At 63.7% G+C, this 20226-nt stretch carries 15 protein-coding genes; 6 read left to right on the top strand and 9 right to left on the bottom strand.

Features of this window, described 5'->3' with window-relative positions:
* Window positions 1–4 precede the first annotated feature (4 nt).
* From KW832_RS18625 to scpA, 5 genes are read right to left on the bottom strand one after another with little or no spacing between them, the layout of a single operon-like run.
* Window positions 5–835, bottom strand: a complete 831-nt coding sequence (locus tag KW832_RS18625) for a YdcF family protein (RefSeq protein WP_370628746.1) — start codon at window positions 833–835, stop codon at window positions 5–7.
* Complete coding sequence (gene accC, locus KW832_RS18620; RefSeq protein WP_218301117.1) at window positions 828–2876, bottom strand: acetyl-CoA carboxylase biotin carboxylase subunit; 2049 nt, start codon at window positions 2874–2876, stop codon at window positions 828–830. Before accC ends, KW832_RS18625 begins: the two co-directional genes overlap by 8 nt.
* 21 nt (window positions 2877–2897) lie before the next feature.
* On the bottom strand, window positions 2898–4430 hold the full coding sequence (locus KW832_RS18615) for an acyl-CoA carboxylase subunit beta (protein WP_056062687.1): 1533 nt from the start codon (window positions 4428–4430) through the stop codon (window positions 2898–2900).
* 35 nt (window positions 4431–4465) lie between these two features.
* Entirely contained in the window at window positions 4466–5494 is a 1029-nt protein-coding gene (gene meaB / locus KW832_RS18610) for a methylmalonyl Co-A mutase-associated GTPase MeaB (protein WP_218301118.1), read from the bottom strand.
* Window positions 5491–7659 (bottom strand): methylmalonyl-CoA mutase, encoded by a 2169-nt coding sequence (gene scpA / locus KW832_RS18605; protein ID WP_218301119.1) that lies wholly within the window; start codon window positions 7657–7659, stop codon window positions 5491–5493. Before scpA ends, meaB begins: the two co-directional genes overlap by 4 nt.
* 143 nt (window positions 7660–7802) lie before the next feature.
* Here scpA and KW832_RS18600 point away from each other — a divergent pair, with 143 nt between their 5' ends.
* Window positions 7803–8444 carry a GntR family transcriptional regulator gene (locus tag KW832_RS18600; RefSeq protein ID WP_218301120.1) on the top strand — a complete coding sequence of 214 codons (642 nt, stop codon included), beginning with the start codon at window positions 7803–7805 and terminating at the stop codon, window positions 8442–8444.
* Window positions 8445–8530: 86 nt separating this feature from the next.
* Here the strand turns inward: KW832_RS18600 and KW832_RS18595 are convergent, their stop codons facing one another.
* A complete protein-coding gene (locus tag KW832_RS18595) occupies window positions 8531–9343 on the bottom strand; it encodes a tetratricopeptide repeat protein (protein WP_218301121.1) in 813 nt (270 codons plus the stop codon).
* A gap of 280 nt (window positions 9344–9623) precedes the next feature.
* Here KW832_RS18595 and KW832_RS18590 point away from each other — a divergent pair, with 280 nt between their 5' ends.
* Window positions 9624–11480, top strand: coding sequence for a long-chain fatty acid--CoA ligase (locus KW832_RS18590; protein ID WP_218301122.1), 1857 nt, complete (start codon window positions 9624–9626; stop codon window positions 11478–11480).
* Window positions 11481–11492: 12 nt separating this feature from the next.
* Here KW832_RS18590 and KW832_RS18585 read toward each other — a convergent pair whose 3' ends face one another.
* Window positions 11493–12623 carry a saccharopine dehydrogenase family protein gene (locus tag KW832_RS18585; RefSeq protein WP_218301123.1) on the bottom strand — a complete coding sequence of 377 codons (1131 nt, stop codon included), beginning with the start codon at window positions 12621–12623 and terminating at the stop codon, window positions 11493–11495.
* 170 nt (window positions 12624–12793) lie between these two features.
* Between KW832_RS18585 and KW832_RS18580 the strand changes: the two genes are divergently transcribed.
* Entirely contained in the window at window positions 12794–13246 is a 453-nt protein-coding gene (locus KW832_RS18580) for an Lrp/AsnC family transcriptional regulator (RefSeq protein WP_218301124.1), read from the top strand.
* Window positions 13247–13343: 97 nt separating this feature from the next.
* On the opposite strand, the gene KW832_RS18575 is transcribed toward KW832_RS18580, so the two are convergent.
* The gene (locus tag KW832_RS18575; protein WP_218301125.1) at window positions 13344–13931 is read right to left on the bottom strand and encodes a lysophospholipid acyltransferase family protein; all 588 of its coding nucleotides are present in this window, start codon (window positions 13929–13931) and stop codon (window positions 13344–13346) included.
* A gap of 263 nt (window positions 13932–14194) precedes the next feature.
* Here KW832_RS18575 and KW832_RS18570 point away from each other — a divergent pair, with 263 nt between their 5' ends.
* From KW832_RS18570 to KW832_RS18560, 3 genes are all read left to right on the top strand, one after another.
* Entirely contained in the window at window positions 14195–15376 is a 1182-nt protein-coding gene (locus KW832_RS18570; protein ID WP_121506316.1) for an alkane 1-monooxygenase, read from the top strand.
* Window positions 15377–15659: 283 nt separating this feature from the next.
* On the top strand, window positions 15660–16652 hold the full coding sequence (gene dusA, locus KW832_RS18565; RefSeq protein ID WP_370633163.1) for a tRNA dihydrouridine(20/20a) synthase DusA: 993 nt from the start codon (window positions 15660–15662) through the stop codon (window positions 16650–16652).
* Window positions 16653–16701: 49 nt separating this feature from the next.
* Window positions 16702–17256, top strand: coding sequence for a GNAT family N-acetyltransferase (locus KW832_RS18560; protein WP_370628749.1), 555 nt, complete (start codon window positions 16702–16704; stop codon window positions 17254–17256).
* A gap of 33 nt (window positions 17257–17289) precedes the next feature.
* Here KW832_RS18560 and KW832_RS25825 read toward each other — a convergent pair whose 3' ends face one another.
* Window positions 17290–20094, bottom strand: a complete 2805-nt coding sequence (locus tag KW832_RS25825; protein ID WP_218301127.1) for an EAL domain-containing protein — start codon at window positions 20092–20094, stop codon at window positions 17290–17292.
* Window positions 20095–20226 lie beyond the last annotated feature (132 nt).

The following is a 20226-nucleotide window of genomic DNA, read 5'->3' as shown; positions in this document are numbered from 1 at the left end:
CCGGCTACCCTTCGTTCAACACCCAGCTGCTGAGCGTTGCGAAGTACTCGCGCAGCCAGGCGTTGTAGCGCGTGGTCAGGGGCGTGGGTGCCGCTACCGGCACCATGTGGGTAAAGCCATGGCGCTGGGCAATGCGCAGAGCACGCGGCAGGTGGAAGTCGCTGGTCACCAGCGCGAGCGGGGCCGTGGCGGCAACACCGCGCGCCTCCAGCAAGGGGCGACTTAACGCCAGGTTCAGCTCGGTGCTGGTGCTGTCCTTCTCCAGCACCAGGCGTTCCGGCGCGATACCGTGGCGTTCTTGCAGATAGCGCGCCATCACCTCCGCCTCGGTATCTGTAGTGCCCCAGACCTGCCCACCACACACAGCGATCAGCGCCTCAGGCTGCAAGCGGGCCAGCGCGGCCGCTGTGTCCAGCCGCGCCGCAAGTGCCGGGCGGGGCTGTCCGTTCTGGATGCCCGCTCCCAGCACCACAATGGCCTGCACAGGCGTTGCCTCTGCCGGAGACACGCCGGCGCCCCGCAAGAAGAACACCCAGAAAACCACCACGCTGAGCATCCACGCAGCCAGCCCCCACCAGCCCACGCGCCACCACTGCTGACGCCGCCGGTCATGGTGCCGCCAGCGCGTGAGGGGTGACCACCACACCGCGATGGCCAGAAACAACGCCCCCAGCGCAACGGGCAACATGGTGCCCAGGTTGAAGTGCCCCAGAACCATCAGCACCGCGCCGTCCAGAAACAGCACCCCGCCGACCAGCGCCAGCAGCGTGCGCACAGCCACCGCCGTCATCGCAGGCTGCAGGATGGAGCGCGAGGCGAAGGCGGCATCAGACAAATTCCAGAATCACCTGATCCACCGCCAGCGACTCGCCCTTGCCTGCCGTGATCTTGCCCACCACGCCGTCCTGCGCGGCAAAGAGGATGTTCTCCATCTTCATGGCTTCGATCACGGCCAGCTTCTCGCCCGCTTGCACCTTCTGGCCCGGCTGCACCGCCACATCGACCAACAGGCCCGGCATGGGCGAGAGCAAAAACTTGGACAAGTCTGGCGGCGCCTTGAAGGGCATCAGCTTGTGCAGGCGCGCGCCCAGCGGCGACAGCACCAGCGCATCGATCTGCGTGCCGTTGTGCGCAATGCGCAGCGCCAGCGGGTTCTTGCCCACGCCGCGTTCCACCTGGGCCGTGAAGCCCTGGCCGTTGCATGCGCCCTGCACGCGGATCTGGCCCAGCGTGGCTGTGCTACTGATCTGATAGCTATTGCCACCCACGCTGATTGCGCTGGAGCCCGATTTGTCTTCAAAGTCGGACACCGTCACCTCGTGGTGCTGGTTCTGCCCTTCGGCGCCCAGCGTGACCACCACAAACTGCTCCCCCACCTTCACCTCGTGGCCGGCCAATTGGCCGCTGATGCCGGAGGCGCGTGCACGGTAGCGGCGGTTCATGAACGCGGCCAGCGCCACCAGGAACAGCGGGTCGCTGTGCGGCACGTCTTCGGCGTGGAAGCCCTTGCCATAGTTCTCGGCAATGAAGCCGGTGTTGAAGTCGCCCGTCACGAACTTGGGGTGCGCCAGCAGCGCGGCCTGGAACGGGATGTTGCTGCTGATACCGCGAATCACAAAGCCATTGAGCGCCGCGCGCATCTTGGCAATCGCGTCGTTGCGGTCCGTGCCGTGCACGATGAGCTTGGCGATCATCGAGTCGTAGTACATCGGGATCTCGCCGCCCTCGTACACGCCCGTGTCCACACGCACGCCCAATTTTTTGGTCGTATCGGACTGGAACATCGACTCCTCCGGCGGCTGAAAGCGCACCAGGCGGCCGGTGGACGGCAGGAAGTTGCGGAACGGGTCTTCGGCGTTGATGCGGCACTCAATGGCCCAGCCGTCGCGCTTCACATCGGCTTGGCTCAAAGGCAGCTTCTCGCCCGCAGCCACGCGGATCATCAGCTCCACCAGATCCAGGCCGGTGATGCATTCCGTCACCGGGTGCTCCACCTGCAGGCGGGTGTTCATCTCCAGGAAGTAGAAGTCCTGGTCCTTGCCGACAACGAACTCCACCGTGCCCGCGCTTTGGTACTTGACGGCCTTGGCCAGTTGCACCGCCTGCTCGCCCATGGCCTTGCGGGTGGCGTCGCTGATGAAGGGCGATGGCGCCTCTTCGATCACCTTCTGGTGGCGGCGCTGGATGGAGCACTCGCGCTCGTTCAGGTAGATCACGTTGCCGTGGCTGTCGCCCAGCACCTGGATCTCGATGTGGCGCGGCTCCTGCACAAACTTCTCGATGAAGATGCGGTCATCACCAAAGCTGTTGCGCGCCTCGTTCTGGCAGCTGGCAAAACCCTCAAACGCTTCCTTGTCATTGAACGCCACGCGCAGACCCTTGCCGCCGCCACCAGCCGAGGCCTTGATCATCACGGGGTAGCCAATGCCCTTGGCGATCTCCACCGCCTGCTCCGGGCCGCTGATGGCGTCGTTGTAGCCAGGGATGGTGTTGACCTTGGCTTCGTTGGCCAGCTTCTTGGACGCAATCTTGTCGCCCATGGCCGCAATCGAATGCGCCTTGGGGCCGATGAAGGCAATGCCTTCGTCTTCGCAGCGCTTGGCAAAGGCTTCGTTTTCGGAGAGGAAGCCATAGCCGGGGTGTACTGCTTGGGCGCCCGTTTGCTTGCATGCGGCGATGATTTTCTCAGCCTGCAAATAGCTCTCGCGGCTGGGTGCGGGGCCGATGTTGACCGCTTCGTCGGCCAGTTTGACGTGGCGGGCTTCCTTGTCGGCGTCGGAGTAGACGGCGACGGTGGCGATGCCCATTTTCTTGGCCGTTGCAATCACTCGGCAGGCGATTTCGCCACGGTTGGCGATCAGGATTTTCGTAAACATGTTCTTATGCTCCTTGTCCGCTCACAGTGGGATGTTGCCGTGCTTGCGCCATGGGTTTTCGAGCTTTTTGTCGCGCAGCATCACCAGCGACCGGCAGATGCGCTTGCGTGTCTCGTGCGGCAGGATCACGTCGTCGATAAAGCCGCGTGCACCGGCCACAAACGGATTGGCAAAACGCTGCTTGTATTCGGCCTCACGCGCGGCGAGCTTCACGGGGTCGTTCTTGTCTTCGCGGAAGATGATTTCCACCGCGCCCTTGGCGCCCATCACCGCGATCTCGGCGTTGGGCCAGGCCAGGTTCACGTCGCCGCGCAGGTGCTTGGAGCTCATCACGTCGTACGCACCGCCGTAGGCCTTGCGGGTGATGACGGTGATCTTGGGAACGGTGCACTCGGCATAGGCGTACAGCAGTTTGGCGCCGTGTTTGATGATGCCGCCGTACTCCTGGCTGGTTCCAGGCATGAAGCCGGGCACGTCCACAAACGTGACCACGGGGATGTTGAACGCATCGCAAAAGCGCACAAAACGCGCGGCCTTGATGGAACTCTTGATGTCCAGGCAGCCCGCCAGCACCAGCGGCTGGTTGGCCACGATGCCCACGGTCTGGCCTTCCATGCGGGCAAAGCCGATCAGGATGTTCTTGGCGTACTCGGGCTGCAGTTCAAAGAAGTCCCCATCGTCCACCGTCTTGAGGATCAGCTCCTTCATGTCGTAGGGCTTGTTGGGGTTCTCGGGCACCAGGGTGTCCAGGCTCAGGTCCATGCGGTCGGCCGGGTCGTTGCTGGGACGCACCGGGGCTTTTTCGCGGTTGTTGAGCGGCAGGTAGTTGTACAGGCGGCGCAGCATCATCAGCGCCTCCACGTCGTTCTCAAACGCCATGTCGGCCACACCGCTCTTGGTGGTGTGCGTCACGGCGCCGCCCAGTTCCTCGGCGGTGACTTCTTCGTGCGTCACGGTCTTGACCACCTCGGGGCCGGTCACGAACATGTAGCTCGAATCCTTGACCATGAAGATGAAGTCCGTCATGGCGGGCGAGTACACGGCGCCACCGGCGCTGGGGCCCATGATCATGCTGATCTGCGGAATCACGCCGCTGGCCAGCACGTTCTTCTGGAACACATCGGCATAGCCGCCGAGGGACGCCACGCCTTCCTGGATGCGGGCGCCGCCCGAGTCGTTCAAGCCGATGACAGGAGCGCCGACCTTCATGGCCTGGTCCATCACCTTGCAGATCTTCTCGGCGTGCGTCTCGCTGAGTGCGCCGCCGAACACGGTGAAGTCCTGGCTGAACACGAACACCAGGCGGCCATTGATCATGCCGTAGCCCGTCACCACACCGTCGCCGGGGATCTTGTTGTCCTCCATGCCAAAGTCGGTGCAGCGGTGCTCGACAAACATGTCCCATTCTTCGAACGTGCCGTCGTCCAGCAGCAGTTCAATGCGCTCGCGCGCGGTGAGCTTGCCCTTGGCGTGCTGCGCGTCGATGCGCTTTTGCCCGCCGCCCAGGCGTGCCAGCGCACGCTTTTTCTCCAGTTGATCCAGGATGTCTTGCATGGTCGTCCTTTGATGAATGGGTTGGTGTCTACTATCTATTTGATAGCTGCCAGCGCATGATTGGATTGCGCTAGCAGCAAATTACGTGCTGCAGTCGATGCCGCAATGCGCCCTGCTGCCACATCGGCCTGCATTTGCGGCAGCAGCTCGCGCACCTGCGGGTGCTGGCGAAACGCGAGCTTGAGGCCTGCGTCGATGCGCTCCCACATCCAAGACAGAGCCTGCTTCTCGCGCCGCGTGGCCAGGCGTCCGTTGGCGGTTTGCAGCTGGCGGAACTGCGTGACGGCGGCCCAGAAGCTGTCTACGCCCTGCCCCAGCAGCGCGCTGATTTGCACTACCTCCGGGTGCCACAGCGTTTCGTCGTGGTGCGCGTTTTCCGGGTTGCCGTGCTGGCTCAAGAGGCGCAGGCTGGAGGTGATTTGTGCCTCGGCCCGTGTGGCGGCGTTCTTGTCGATGTCGGCCTTGTTGATGACCACCAGGTCGGCAATCTCCATCACGCCCTTCTTGATGGCCTGCAGGTCGTCGCCCGCGTTGGGCAGCTGCATCAGCACAAACATGTCCGTCATGCCTGCCACCGCGATCTCGCTCTGGCCCACGCCCACGGTTTCGACGATCACCACGTCGTAGCCTGCGGCCTCGCAGACCAGCATGGCCTCGCGCGTCTTCTCGGCCACACCGCCCAGCGTGCCGCTGCTGGGGCTGGGGCGGATGTAGGCCTTTTCATGCACCGACAGGTGTTCCATGCGCGTCTTGTCGCCCAGGATGGAGCCGCCCGAAACCGTGCTCGACGGGTCGATGGTGAGCACGGCCACGCGGTGGCCCTGGCCGATCAGGTACAGGCCCAGGGCTTCGATGAAGGTGGACTTGCCCACGCCAGGCACGCCGCTGATGCCCAGGCGGAAGGCCTTGCCGGTGTGCGGGAGCAGCTGGGTCAGCAGCTCGTCGGCCTGGGCGCGGTGGTCCACCCGCGTCGATTCGAGCAGCGTGATGGCTTTGGACATGGCCCTGCGTTGCACCGCCGCCGTGCCCTGCACCACCCCATCAAGAAGCGCCGCAGGTGTCACGCCACAGCCTTGCGAATCTGCTCCAACACATCCTTGGCGCTGGCGGGAATGGGTGTGCCGGGGCCGTACACGCCCTTGACACCCGACTCATACAGGAAGTCATAGTCCTGTGCTGGGATCACCCCGCCCACAAACACGATGATGTCGTCCGCACCCTGGTCCTTGAGCGACTGGATGATGGCGGGCACCAGTGTCTTGTGGCCTGCAGCCAGCGTGCTCACGCCCACGGCGTGCACGTCGTTTTCAATGGCCTGGCGGGCACATTCCTCGGGGGTCTGGAACAGCGGGCCCATGTCCACGTCAAAGCCCAGGTCAGCAAACGCGGTGGCCACCACCTTGGCGCCCCGGTCATGGCCGTCCTGGCCCAGTTTGGCGATCATCACGCGGGGGCGGCGGCCCTGTTCTTCGGCAAAGGCGTTGATTTCGGTCTTGAGTTTGTCCCAGCCTTCGGCCGAGTCATAGGCAGCTGCGTACACACCGGTCACCTTTTGCGTATCGGCGCGGTGGCGCCCAAAAACCTTCTCCAGCGCATCGCTGATCTCGCCCACCGTGGCACGCAGACGCACGGCCTTGATCGACAGGTCCAGCAGGTTGCCTTCGCCGCTTTCTGCTGCAGAAGTGAGAGCATCCAGCGCTTGTTGGACAAGCGCTGGGTCCCGTTTTGACCGAATATTCTTCAAACGCTCGATCTGGCCGTCGCGCACCTTCACGTTGTCGATCTGCAGGATATCGACCGGGTCTTCCTTCGCCAGCTTGTACTTGTTGACGCCCACGATCACGTCCTTGCCACTGTCGATGCGTGCCTGCTTCTCGGCGGCGGCAGCTTCGATTTTGAGCTTGGCCCAGCCGCTGTCCACGGCCTGGGTCATGCCACCCATGGCCTCGACCTCTTCGATGATCTTCCAGGCCGCGTCGGCCATGTCCTGGGTCAGCTTTTCCATCATGTAGCTGCCGGCCCAGGGGTCGATTACGTTGGTGATGTGGGTCTCTTCCTGGATGATGAGCTGCGTGTTGCGCGCAATGCGGGCGCTGAACTCGGTGGGCAGCGCAATGGCTTCGTCAAAGCTGTTGGTGTGCAGGCTTTGGGTGCCGCCAAACACGGCCGCCATGGCCTCGATGGTGGTGCGCACCACGTTGTTGTAGGGGTCCTGCTCGGTGAGGCTCCAGCCCGAGGTCTGGCAGTGCGTGCGCAGCATGAGGCTCTTGGGGTTCTTGGCGCCCGTGGCCTTCATGATGCGGCACCACAGCAGGCGCGCGGCGCGCATCTTGGCGACTTCGAGATAGAAGTTCATACCAATCGCCCAGAAGAACGACAGGCGCCCGGCGAACTCGTCCACGTCCATGCCCTTGGCGATGGCAGTCTTCACATACTCCTTGCCGTCGGCCAGGGTGAAGGCCAGCTCCAGTGCCTGGTTGGCCCCGGCTTCCTGCATGTGGTAGCCGCTGATCGAGATCGAGTTGAACTTCGGCATGTTCTTGGCCGTGTATTCGATGATGTCGCCAATGATCTTCATCGACGGCTTGGGCGGGTAGATGTAGGTGTTGCGCACCATGAACTCTTTCAGAATGTCGTTCTGAATGGTTCCGGAGAGCTTGTCTTGCGAGACGCCCTGCTCTTCTGCCGCCACTACATAGCCCGCCAGCACGGGCAACACCGCGCCGTTCATGGTCATCGACACGGACACCTTGTCGAGCGGGATCTGGTCGAACAAAATCTTCATGTCTTCGACCGAGTCGATTGCCACCCCGGCCTTGCCCACATCGCCCGTCACACGGGGGTGGTCGCTGTCGTAGCCCCGGTGGGTGGCCAGGTCGAAGGCCACACTCACGCCCTGCCCGCCCGCAGCCAGGGCCTTCCGGTAGAAGGCGTTGGATTCTTCGGCGGTCGAAAAACCTGCGTATTGGCGGATCGTCCAGGGCCGCACGGCATACATGGTGGCCTGGGGGCCGCGCAGGTAGGGTTCAAAACCCGGCAGCGTGTTGGCGTACGGCAGGCTGGCCGTGTCTTCGGCGGTGTACAGCGGCTTGACGGTGATGCCATCGGGCGTGACCCAGTTGAGGGCGCTGACATCGCCCCCCGGCGCCGACTTGGCTGCGGCCTTGGCCCAGGCTTCCAGCGAAGACGCGGCGAACTCTGGGGCGTTGTTGGTGGGGTTGTCACTCATGGCAAAAGCTACTCCGAAGATGGCGTTGGGGCGTCCAACACAGCGCACAGGCGGTGACCGCACAGGTGCAGTGGTGTGGCGGCGAGTTTACATCATTCATAATTATTGATTCAAAATATTCCGCCCAGCTTACAATCCACCCCATGTCTGCCCTCACCCTCACTCCCCGCGCGCTCTACGAAGAAGTGGCCGAGCAATTGCGCCAGCGCATCTTCCGGCGCGAACTGGAGCCGGGCAGCTGGATTGACGAACTTAAGATTGCCGAGGAATTCGGCATCAGCCGCACGCCCCTGCGCGAGGCGTTGAAGGTGCTGGCCGCTGAAGGCCTGGTCACGATGAAGGTGCGCCGTGGCGCCTATGTGACCGAAATGAGCGAAAAAGACCTGCGCGACGTGTACCACCTGCTCAGCCTGCTGGAGAGCGATGCGGCAGGCGTGGTGGCCACCACCGCCACACCGGCTCAGCTGCAAGCATTGCAGGATCTGCATGCCGAGCTGGAGGCAGCCGCCAATGAGCGTGAGCGCTTTTTTGCAGTCAACGAGCGCTTTCACATGCTGCTGCTGGAGCTGGCCGACAACCGATGGCGCAGCCAGATGGTGGCCGACTTGCGCAAGGTGATGAAGCTCAACCGCCACAACTCGCTGCTCAAGCAGGGGCGGATTGAGGATTCACTGAAAGAGCACCGCGCCATCCTCGGCGCGATGATGGCGCGCGATGCCAAGGCGACGGTGAAGGCGATGCAGGCGCATTTTGCGCAGGGGCTGGAAGCGGCGACCCCGGACTGAGCCACGCGCAAAGAAGCTCTCTGATTTCGAGGTCCAGAGCGCGTGAAGACCCAAAGCCCCCTCACATAGCTAAGGGTTCGACCACACTATGGTTTGTGGCCCTTCGTCCACCGGGTGCAAGGCTCTTTCTCGACGGCACCCGGTGTGCTTGCACAAACAAGCGCAACCCGCTCCTGCAACAGTTTGAAAGTAGCCGGGTCTTTGGCTGCCTTCGCCAGCCACTGAATCCCTTCCGTTCGGTTTTCCGGCACCCCAATTCCAGCCAGCAGCATGAAACCATAATCCATTTGGGCTTTGTGATGATCTCCCTGTGCGGCCTTTAAAACCCACTGGCCAGCAAGAACCCAGTCTTTGGCTACCCCGCCGGTGCCTTGGGCATAGATGTTTCCCAGGTTGTACTGAGCAGACGCATAACCCTTTTGTGCAGATATTTCGTACCACTGAATAGCCTTTTCCATATCCTGGGGAAAGTCATCGCGCCCCGTGGCATAGATATGCCCGAGGTTGAATGCAGCCACTGAGTCTCCTTGTTTTGCCAGATCCTCCAGCAGCGTTGTGGCTTTGCGGATATCTCGCGGTACACCCCGCCCTTCTTCGTAAAAATTGGACAGGTTAAATGTGGCTGCAGAGACTCCGGCGGCTGCCGCTTTTTCAAACCACTTGACTGCCAACCTGTCACTGCGGCCTCCTCCCAACCCCTCCGCGTAAAAGCCAGCTAAATTGTTCTGCGCAGCCCCGTCCCCGCTGTGAGCGGCAATGAGATACCACATTTTTGCCAGCACATAGTTTCCCCCCTTCTGCGCACGGTTGCCATAGCGTGTCGCATTACTCCAAGCAAGAAACACCACGCTCAGCAACAGCGCGGCCAACAGAATATTTAGATTTTTTTGACGGTTCATTTTTATAGACTCTCCGCATTGGGCAATGGCTGATGGCCATTCCACCCATCGGCAGAGAAACGGCTGTATTGCGACGTTGAAAATTCTAAAGGCGGGATGAAACGGCCAATTGCAGCATCGCCGCCAAACGCGCCCTCATCACCATTGCGCATACAGGAATAAACCATTTCTGACAAAGCACGCAAACCGCAGAAGTGTGACAGCGCTGACGCTGGATATGATGCCCAAGGCCTCTGTCGCGCCACCTTGCAGAATGCTCCCCGCTTACTTTCAGAGTTTGATGACCTTCGCCCCACCCGATATCGCCAGCGTGCAAACGCTGCCCCAGCTGCTCGCCTACCGCGCTGCGCGCACCCCCAACTCCGAGGCGTACCGAGCCTTCGACACCACCTCCCAAGCCTGGACGAGCTTGACCTGGGCTGAGACAGCCCAACGCGTGGGCACATGGGCCCAGGCCCTGGCGGCCATGCAACTGCCCGCAGCGGCGCGCATCGCCATCCTGCTGCCCAACGGCCTGAACGCGACGTGCGCGGACCAGGCAACCTTGGTCACCGGCTGCGTTCCCGTGCCGCTGCATGCCATCGACAACCCCGGCAGCATTGCCTACATCCTGGCCGACTGCGAGGCGTCGATGCTCTTTGTGAGCCACGTGGAGCAGTGGGAAAAAATTCAGGCCGTCGGCACGCCATTTCCGGCCCTGCGTGCAGTGGTCATCACAGATGACGGCGCCTCGCTCACCGCAATACCAGCGTCTGGGGACGGCCCTGCGGTCGGTTCGCTGGTGCAATGGCTGGCCGGTGCAGCACATGCGGGCAGCGCAACCGTTCCCAAAGCCCCGGAGGCAGACGACCTGGCGGCCATCGTCTACACCTCTGGCACCACGGGCAGGCCCAAGGGCGTGATGCTGACGCACCACAACGTGGTCAGCGACGTGAAGGCGGTGCTGGAGCGCATTGCCCCCACGGTGGAGGACGTGTTCCTGTCGTTCCTGCCGCTGTCTCACACGTTTGAACGCACGGGCGGGTACTACCTGCCGATTGCGGCGGGCAGTTGTGTGGCCTATGCGCGCTCGGTGCCTCAACTGGCCGAAGACCTGAAAACGGTACGCCCCACAGTGCTGGTGTCGGTGCCGCGCATTTACGAACGCATCCACGCCAAGCTGCTCGAAAAGTTGTCACACACGCCCTGGAAGATGCAGCTGTATGAAGCCGCGCAGAACAAGGGCTGGGCGCGGTTTTGCGCCGCCCAAGGCTTGCCCGCGCCGACTCCCGACGCCAGCAGCCAGGCCGCAGGCTGGATGGCTGCCCTGCCCTGGTCGGTGCTGCAGGCCCTGGTGGCAAAGCCGCTACTGGCCCAATTTGGCGGCCGTGTGCGCGTGGCGGTAAGTGGCGGGGCACCGCTGTCGCCCACCATTGCGAAGTGTTTTCTGGGCCTGGGGCTGCCGCTGATCCAGGGCTACGGAATGACCGAGACTGCACCGGTGGTGTCGGTCAACGCACTAGACGACAACGACCCCGCCTGCGTAGGCAAGGCATTACCCGGTGTGGAAGTGCGCATTGGCGACAACCGCGAGCTGCAGGTGCGCGGCCCCATCGTGATGAAGGGCTACTGGAAGCGCCCGGAAGACACGGCCAAGATCCTGGGCGCAGACGGCTGGCTGGGCACGGGCGACCAGGCCGAGATCGTGAACGGCCGCATTTACATCAAGGGCCGCATCAAGGAAATCATCGTCACCTCCACCGGGGAAAAGATCCCACCGGGCGACCTGGAGCTGGCCTTGCTGGCCGACCCTTTGTTGGAGCAGGCCTTTGTAGTGGGCGAAAACCGCCCCTTCATCGCCTGCGTGGCCGTGCTCAAGCGTGATGAATGGCAGCGGCTGGCGGGCGATCTGGGTCTTTCGGCCCAAGACGCCGACAGCCTGAACCACCCCAGCGTGCACCGCGCCGTGCTGGCCCGCATCGAAAAGAACACCGCCAGCTTTGCCCGATACGCCGTGCCGCGTGCGGTGCACCTGACGCTGGAGCCCTGGACCATTGAAAACACCTTCATGACGCCCACGCTCAAGCTCAAGCGCAACAACCTGATGGCGCACTTTGCAGAGGCGATTGAGGGTATGTATCAGAAGCCGGGGCGCTAAGCCCAGGCTTTCTCAAAGCACCAACTCGCCCTCCCCTGCGTAAGCCACCCCAAACCGGTTCGCCAGAAAATCCGCCAGCAACACGGATTCCTGGCCCACGAAGCCGCGCTGCGGCAAGCGTCCCTGGGCCACCAGATCCAGCGCCGTGCAGATGCCCGCCGCCGTGGTGAGCTGAATGGCGCTCAGCGTGTGCCCCGCCACCTGGGTGCCGATGATGCGGGCGGAGTACGAGTCCTGCACCAGCCGCCCGCCCTTCAGACCTGACGCGGTGGCAAACACCACGATCACATCCTGGTCGGTGGTTGGGATCGCGGTTTCCAGAATGTCCTTGAGCAGATCGCGCCGGTCACGCAGGCGCAGGTCGTTGAGCAGCAGCTTCAGGATGGCGTTGTGGCCGGGGTAGCGGATGGACTGGTAGTCCACCTGGCGCGCCTTGCCTGCCAGCGTCTCGGTCAATGTTCCCAGCCCACCCGAGGTGTTGAACGCCTCGTATTCCACACCGTCGAGCGCAAAGGTTTCCAGCCCCTCCAGCGCAGGCACCGTGGTGCGCACTCCGTCCACAATGGCCTCGCAGGGGTTGCAGTACTCGTTGATGAGCCCTTCGGTGCTCCAGGTCAGGTTGTAGCGCAGGGCGCCCTGGGGGTAGCGCGGAAGCGCGCCCACGCGCATGCGCAGCGTGTGCAGGGTGTCAAAACGGCGCGCCAAATCGTTGCCCACGATGCCGATGAAACCCGGGGCGAGGCCACATTGCGGCATGAGCACGCTGCGGGCCTTGGCGGCCAGGGCGCGGATGGCCTGGGTGCTGGCCACGTCTTCGGTCAGGTCAAAGTAGTGCAATCCGGCTGCGGCACAAAGCGTCGCAACCGGCACGGCGCGGTGAAACGGCAGCGCGTTCAACACGGCAAAACGGCCATCGATGGCGGTCTGCAGGCTTGCGTCGTCTATCGCCAACTGGGTAGAGACGCCCAGGGCCGCCACCTCGGCCAGGCGCGCCGGGTCGCGGTCCACCACCAGGATGTCGTAGTCGCCGGCCTGCTGCAGCAGCAGCGCCATGGCAAAGCCGATGTGGCCCGCGCCCAGGATGGTGATGGCGCGGTGAGCGGCGGTGTGGGAGGCGGTGGAGGTGTTGGAAAGGGTGGTCATGGAGGCACTCCCGGTAGTGGTCACTGCGTAAAGCAGTGAGCGGTGTTGAAGATGCCTTGATGCTAGGCAAGGGTGCTGTCAATGTGTAGCGCTAATAACGTCGAAAAACGCTCTTTGTTTTGCCATAACGGCGAATATGATGGGCGTTATGACTTTTTGAGGAATAGCCCATGACACAACCCCCGGACGACACCGACCGCCAGCTGCTGAGCCTGCTGCAGGCCAATGCCCGCGAGGGCACGGCCACGCTGGCACGCAAGCTGGGGCTGGCCCGCACCACCGTGGTGGCGCGCATCGCGCGGCTGGAGCGCTCGGGGGTGGTCGCGGGTTACGGGGTGCGGCTGGGCACCCGGCTCGATGCCACCACCGTGCGGGCCTGGTGCAGCATCAGCGTGCTGCCCAAAACCGCGCCCACCGTGCTGCGCGCGCTGGAGGCCATGGCCGAGGTCGAAGAGGTATCCGCCGTGAGCGGGCCGTTTGACTATCTGGTGTTCTTGCGCTGCACCAGCCATGAGCAGCTCGACACCCTGCTCGACAAGGTGGGCCAACTGGACGGCGTGCACCAGACGCAGACCAGCATCGTGCTCAGCCGCAAGATTGATCGCCGCAGTGTGGGGGCGTGAGCACCACTAACGCCCGCATTCACATCATTTTTGATAGCCGCTTGCGCTTGATAGATAAGCGATAGAGCGAAATTTCATCAAAATTCAATGACCTGCATCAGGTCTCGAATTGCTTCGGGTTCTTCCCCTGGATCGGCGCATAAAACGCCTTGATGCGTGCCATGTCGCCGTCCAGGTCGCCCGTGGGCTCAAACACCGGGCCCAGGCCGCCCACCTTGCGGCCGTAGTCCACAAACGCGAGCACGATGGGCACGCCCGCCTGCTGGGCGATGAAATAAAAGCCCGTTTTCCAGTGCCGCGTTTTGCCGCGGGTGCCCTCGGGCGGCACGATGAGCTGCATGGGGCCATCGGCCTCCCGCATAGCCTGGGCCGACGTGGCGACGAGGTTGCCGGACTGCTCCCGGTTCACCGGAATGCCGCCCAGCCAGCGCATCACGCCACCAAACGGCGCCTTGAACAGGCTGTGTTTGCCCATCCAGTACACCCGCAGGCGGAGCGAGAACGCCAGCATCAGCGTGTAAGGCAAGTCCCAGTTGCTGGTGTGGGGCGCGGCAATCAGCACGCTTTTGGCGGCGTGGGCGGGCAAGGCGCCTTCGATCTTCCAGCCGGTAATGCGCAGCGTAAAGCGGGAAAAGGCGCGCAGGAGTGTGTTGACAACCGGGGTGTCAAAAATGGTGTGGTGCATGAGGGGGGGGGGCAGAAAACAGGCAGCGGCGGTCGTGCCACCGTCAATCGCAAGCGCCGGGAGTATCGCCGATAGCCCCTATGCCCAGTTTTGAGGCAGGGCAACCTGCCCGCGGAGAATCTCGTTGGCGGCATTGTCAACAATCTTCTCCCGGCCTCACTTTGGTCAAAAAGATCTGGCATTTCGAAGGCGCTTGACCAGAATGACTGGCATGGCTCTCCTTCCCCGGAGCCGACCCACCACGCCACACTACGCCCTGGACCATGCTGCAAGCCACCCGCAACGACGACACCACCTACCGCGACCGCAAGCGGTATGCGTGGCTGTTGTCGCTGGTGGTGCCCTGCACCGTGGCCGTGGGCCCAGCGCTCATGCGCTGGACTGGCGAGGCGCTGGCGCTGTGGACGCCGGTGGCGTTTTTCTACCTGGTGGCGCCGTTGCTGGACTGGCTGCTGGGCGTGGACCAGAGCAACCCACCCGAATCCGCCGTGCCGGCGCTGGAGCGAGACCGCTACTACCGCCGCATCACCTACCTGCTGGTGCCGGTGCTGTGGGCGGCTTTTATCTTCAGCACCTGGTTTGTGGCCACGCAGACGTTGCCCTGGCATGGTGTGCTGGCCATGGTGTTGACCACGGGCACAGTGGGCGGCTTCTGCATCAACCTGGGGCATGAGCTGGGCCATAAAAACTCCAAGCTCGAACGCTGGCTGGCCAAGTTGGTACTGGCACCCACGGCCTACGGGCACTTCTTCATCGAACACAACCGGGGCCACCACCGCGACGTGGCGACCCCGGCCGACCCGGCGTCGTCGCGCATGGGCGAGTCGATCTACCGCTTCGCGCTGCGCGAAATGCCCGGAGCCCTGCGCCGGGCCTGGGCGCTGGAGAAAGACCGGCTGGCGCGCCAGCAACAACCGCAGTTTTCCTGGCACAACGAAATCCTGCAGCCCGCGCTGATTACCCTGCTGCTATGGACCGCCCTGGCCCTGTGGCTGGGCCTTTTCGTGCTGCCGTTTCTGGTAGTGGCCTCGTTCTGGGCCAACTTTCAGCTCACCTCGGCCAACTATGTCGAGCACTACGGCCTGCTGCGCACGCAAGACGCCAGCGGCCGCTACGAGCCCTGCCAGCCACACCACTCGTGGAACAGCAACCACCTGTTCTCCAACTGGGCGCTGTTTCACCTGCAACGGCATTCCGACCACCACGCGCACCCGCTGCGGCGCTACCAGTCGCTGCGGCATTTCGACCATGTGCCGCAGCTACCGATTGGCTACTTCGGCATGTTCACCCTGGCCTACGTGCCGCCCCTGTGGCGCCGCGTGATGGACCCACGCCTGCTGGCCATGGCGGGGCGCGATGCAACCCACATCAACATCGACCCGCGCCAACGCGCCCAGGTGGTGCGCCGCTATGGGCTGCGCGAAGGGGCGCAGCCGGCGGGCTAGCACGCCCAAGGGCGCAACCGCACAGCGTTTTGTTGCAAGCCATTCGAAAGCTCTGTTTTTGATAGCAATTAGCGCTTGCTAGATAAGCGCTAGCACCCATTTCTATTCAAAACCACACGCTGGTGCTGGCCGCGAGGTCGGTGGGATAATCGCGGCTTTCCAGTTACAGCCCTGCGGGCGCCTTCGTCCCCACAGGCGCACCCCACGCAACCCCCACCCTCCCCGCTTTTCTAGTTTGCCCGTGGAAACCACCCTGAGCCCCTGGCGCATGTCCGTCGCCCCGATGATGGACTGGACCGACCGCCACTGCCGTTACTTTCACCGGCTGCTGACCCGCCAGACCCTGCTGTACACCGAGATGGTGAACGCGGGCGCCATCATCCATGGCGGCACCGAGCGGCACCTGCGCTTCAACGCCGAAGAGCACCCTGTGGCCCTGCAATTGGGCGGCAACGAGCCCGACAAGCTGGCCGAGGCTGCGCGCCTGGGCGCGCAATGGGGCTACGGCGAAATCAATCTCAACTGCGGCTGCCCCAGCGACCGGGTGCAGCGCGGCGCGTTTGGCGCCAGTCTGATGAAATCGCCTCAGCTGGTGGCCGACTGCGTGAAGGCCATGAAGGACGTGGTCAGCGTGCCCGTCACCGTCAAGCACCGCATCGGCATCGACAAGGTGGAGGACTACGGTTTTGTGCGCGACTTCATCGGCACCGTGGCCGACGCCGGGTGTACCGTGTTCATCGTGCATGCGCGCAACGCCTGGCTGCAAGGCCTCTCCCCCAAGGAAAACCGCGATGTCCCGCCCCTGCGCTACGAAGTGGTGCACCGGCTCAAGGCAGAGTTTCCGCAGTTCACCATCGCCATCAACGGCGGCATCACCACCGATGCGGTGGTGCAAGAGCAGCTCACGCACCTGGACGGCGTGATGATCGGTCGCGAGGCCTACCACAACCCCTGGTGGCTGGCCCGCTGGGACCAGCTCTACTACGGCGAACAAGGTGGTATGCCCTGCCCCCTGACGCGCGAAGAGGTCGAAATCAAGATGGTCGAGTACATGGAGCGCGAGGCTGCCCAGTACGGCACCCCCTGGCCCCACATCGCCCGCCACATGCTGGGCCTGCGCCACAGCCTGCCCGGTGCCCGCATCTGGCGCCAGGTGTGGAGCAACCATCTGCTCAAGGACCGCCCTGCGCGCGAGGTGCATGCGCTGGCGATGCAGGCGTATGCCAACGCGCCTGAATCTTCTGCAGACCCAGCAGCCCAGGCCCTGGTTGCCTGACGCCGCGCAGCGGGGTGATGGCTTGCGGGCAGAACCAAAGCGTGTGCAAGTGCGCGTAAAAACCCAAGCCACCGCGCCCGTCGCCTTGCGCGCACCCGTGGCAGCGGATGCAGAGCGCTTTGTCACTTTGGCCCAGCGCAGCCAGGCCCTGCATACACCCTGGACCTCGGCGCCATCGACCCCCGAGTCGTTTGCAGCCTATCTGGCGCAGCTGGACACGCCTGCGAACCAGGGTTTTCTGGTGTGCCGGCCGCCCAAAGCGGGCGAAGGCGAACAGATCGCGGGCGTCTTCAATCTCTCACAGATCGTGATGGGCAACTTTCGCAGCGCTTACCTGGGCTACTACGTCTTCGCCGGTTACGAGCGCCAGGGCCTGATGCGTGCGGGCATGCAACAGCTGCTGCGCCACGCCTTTGGGCCACTGAAGCTGCACCGGCTGGAGGCGAACATCCAGCCCGGCAACGCAGCGTCCATTGCGCTGGTGCGGGCTTGTGGCTTCCGGCAAGAAGGCTTTCGCCCCGCTACCTCAAGATCAATGGCCGCTGGCGGGACCATGAACGCTGGGCGTTCGTGGCCCATTGAGCCACCTTCGACTCCTGGTTAGGCGGTGCAGCACTTTCACCCAGCGCGCAGCGCATCATTGCGTTGAAGTCAGCCTACCCAGCCACGCCGCCAGCGGCTCCGGCCGACCGAACAGGTAGCCCTGCAGGCAGTCACACTGGCTCGCCACCAGAAAATCTGCTTGTGCACGGGTTTCCACACCCTCGGCCACCACGCGCAGGTTCAGGTGGCTGGCGACCGAGATGATGGACTGCACGATGGCAGTGTCGCTCGGGTCGTCAGGGGTGTCGTCCACAAAACTTTTGTCGATCTTGAGCTCGTACAGCGGCAGCCGCTTGAGGTAGGCCAGGCTCGAATAACCAGTGCCGAAGTCGTCGATGGAAAAGCGCACGCCCAGGCCCACGATTTCGGTCATGCGGGCGATGGTGTCGTCCAGGTCTTCGATGAGCAGGCTCTCGGTCACTTCGAGGATCAGGTTGGCTGGATGGGCGCCGGTGTGGGCCAGCATGTGGCGCACGCGCTCGACAAAATCGTCCTGGCGGAACTGCCGCTCGCTCACGTTGACCGACAGCGACAGCTCGCGACCCGCAGCCTGCAGGCGCGCCAGGGTTTCGCAGGCCTGCTGGATCATCCAGTCGCCCATGCGCAGGATCAGGCCCGAGGCTTCGGCGATGGGGATGAAGCGGCCGGGCGGCACATTGCCGCGCACGGGGTGGTCCCAACGCATCAGCAACTCGCCGCCCACCACGGTGCCGGATGCGTCCACCTGGCTCTGCACGAATGCAGCCAGCTGGCCCAGCGCGTGGGCTTTCTTCAGGTCCTGCTCCAGCGCCAGGCGTTCCTGCACATCAGCCTGCATGGCCGCCTCATAAAAGCGGATGCGGTTGCGGCCCAGGTCCTTGGCGCGGTACATGGCGGTGTCGGCCTCGCGCAGCAGATCTTCCACGCCTTCGCCGCGCTTGGGGAACAGCGTAATGCCGATGCTGCCCGTGGTGCTGTAGAGGTGCGTGTCGATGGTGTATGGCGCCTCCAGCGCAGTGCGGATTTCTTCGGCCACCAGCAGGGCCTGGCGCCCGGCGGCCTCCATGTCGGTCGCCACGTTATGCGCCAGCACCACAAACTCGTCCCCGCCCAGGCGGGCCACGGTGTCGCCGGGGCGCAGCTGCTGCGTGAGGCGCTGCGCTACCTGCATGAGCAGCGTGTCGCCCAGCGTGTGCCCCCGCGCGTCGTTGATCTGCTTGAAGTTGTCGAGGTCGATGTACAGCACGGCGCCCACCTGCGCCGTTTGCTGGGCGCTGCGCAAGGCGTGCTCCATACGGTCCAGGAGCATGCGCCGGTTGGGCAGGCCGGTGAGCGCGTCGAAATAGGCCAGCTGGTGCGTGCGCGCCTCGGCCTGCTTGCGCTCGGTGATGTCGCGCGAGAGCGCGATGAACCGGAGTTCATCGCCCGAAGTGGCGCTTTCCTTGCGGGCAATGGACAACTCAAACCAGTGCGTAGCACCCTGGAGTTCCAGGCGGTACTGGTGGCCCGCCGAATAGCCCGTGCGGTGCGCGGCCTCCAGCGCTGCATGGCAGCCTGCGGCGGCCTCGGGCGGGACCACGTCGCGCAGCAAGCGACCCAGAAACATCTCGGGCGGCACGGCCAGTGCTTCGGACCGCGCCGACCGGTAGTGGTAGATGCAGCCATCCAGCCCCACCTCGAACAACAGGTCGGGGATGGCGTTGAGCGTGCTCTCCAGGTCATCGCGCGTGGCGCGCAGCTCCGCCGTCATGTCGCGTGCCAGTGCCACGGCCCGCTCGCGCCCCGTGGCCAAGAGCCAGGTGAACCAGGCGAGCAACAGGCTCAGCACCGTGCCCATCAGGGCCACAGGGTGGTGCCCCTCATCCTGAAAACGCGCCGCAAACGCAGGCAGGGGCGACATTTGCAACACCCAGCGGCGGCCACCCAGTTCCAGCACACGCCGTGCCTGCAGACCCGACGGGACATCTCCTTGCACAGCGGCCTGGTGCACAACATTGCTAAATAGCAGGGTTTGAGCACCTGCGCTGGTGTCGTCGGTGATCTGAAAGCCGATGTCGGCATCAAACTCGCGCGACATGCCGTGGATCACGTCTTCCAGGAGGAACGGCGCAGACACCCAGCCGGCAAGGCCTGCACGCCGACCATGCACTGCGCGTGTATCGACGCCCGCGCTGTACAGCGGCATGTACATGACCAGCCCCGGGCCGCTGTTTTGCAGAAGCGTCAACTGGCCGGACAAGGCGAGCTCTCCGGTGTCACGGGCCCGGTCCAGTGCTTCCTTTGCTGGGGGAAGTGTCAGCACATCGAATCCCAGCGCCTTGAGGTTGTTGCCCTCCAAGGGCTCGATGTGGGTGATGGGCGCCAGCACCTCGCGCGCACCTTCGGGGCGCACGGTGTACTGGGCAAAACCGCGCTGGCGCATGTCATCCAGGTGTGCCGCCAGCGCCGAAGCGGGTAGCTGCATGACGAGCGAAACCCCCTGCAGGCCAGGGCGCGTTTCACGCAGCTGGAGCGCCCCCACATAGGCCTGAAACTCGGCCCGATCGATGCGCTCGGACCCTTCAAAATACCCCTTGACTCCGCGAAGCACCACCTCGTAGGTGGCCATCCGGTCCTTGAGGTTGTAGGCGATCTGATCGGCCGCGACCTGAAAGTTCTGCTCCTGCTTGGCGCGGGCACCGCTCTCGGCGCTCTGCCAGTACAAGAACGTCAGCCCCAGGGTCAGCAGCCCCACCAGAGGTGGCAGCACGACGGGAACCCACCGGTGGCTGGTGGTCCCCTTCCCTCCTCCAGAGGAAGGCGCCAAGGGTGTGGACCCAGCGGCTGCATCGACGATCCCTGCCGGAGAATGTTGGGTCATTGCGTTCTGGGTGATATACCCGCCACGGTCGGCAAAAGCCACCGCCGTGGCGATCTGCACCATTATGGGCATCTGTCCGGCACAAGAAAGCTGTATTTGCGCAAACACTTTGCACACAGGGCAACGCCGGGC

Source organism: Acidovorax sp. sif0632 (genome assembly GCF_019218805.1).
Lineage (GTDB): Bacteria > Pseudomonadota > Gammaproteobacteria > Burkholderiales > Burkholderiaceae_C > Acidovorax > Acidovorax facilis.
This window is presented reverse-complemented; position numbering and strand designations above follow the sequence as displayed.

Excerpts from the sequence above, each read along its gene's own strand:
- scpA (WP_218301119.1), bottom strand. The coding sequence starts at position 7,659 with ATGAGTGACAACCCCACCAACAACGCCCCAGAGTTCGCCGCGTCTTCG.
- KW832_RS18615 (WP_056062687.1), bottom strand. The coding sequence starts at position 4,430 with ATGCAAGACATCCTGGATCAACTGGAGAAAAAGCGTGCGCTGGCACGC.
- KW832_RS18575 (WP_218301125.1), bottom strand. The coding sequence starts at position 13,931 with ATGCACCACACCATTTTTGACACCCCGGTTGTCAACACACTCCTGCGC.
- KW832_RS18590 (WP_218301122.1), top strand. The coding sequence starts at position 9,624 with ATGACCTTCGCCCCACCCGATATCGCCAGCGTGCAAACGCTGCCCCAG.
- KW832_RS18595 (WP_218301121.1), bottom strand. The coding sequence starts at position 9,343 with ATGAACCGTCAAAAAAATCTAAATATTCTGTTGGCCGCGCTGTTGCTG.
- KW832_RS18580 (WP_218301124.1), top strand. The coding sequence starts at position 12,794 with ATGACACAACCCCCGGACGACACCGACCGCCAGCTGCTGAGCCTGCTG.
- dusA (WP_370633163.1), top strand. The coding sequence starts at position 15,660 with ATGATGGACTGGACCGACCGCCACTGCCGTTACTTTCACCGGCTGCTG.
- accC (WP_218301117.1), bottom strand. The coding sequence starts at position 2,876 with ATGTTTACGAAAATCCTGATCGCCAACCGTGGCGAAATCGCCTGCCGA.
- KW832_RS18570 (WP_121506316.1), top strand. The coding sequence starts at position 14,195 with ATGCTGCAAGCCACCCGCAACGACGACACCACCTACCGCGACCGCAAG.
- KW832_RS18600 (WP_218301120.1), top strand. The coding sequence starts at position 7,803 with ATGTCTGCCCTCACCCTCACTCCCCGCGCGCTCTACGAAGAAGTGGCC.
- KW832_RS25825 (WP_218301127.1), bottom strand. The coding sequence starts at position 20,094 with ATGACCCAACATTCTCCGGCAGGGATCGTCGATGCAGCCGCTGGGTCC.
- KW832_RS18585 (WP_218301123.1), bottom strand. The coding sequence starts at position 12,623 with ATGACCACCCTTTCCAACACCTCCACCGCCTCCCACACCGCCGCTCAC.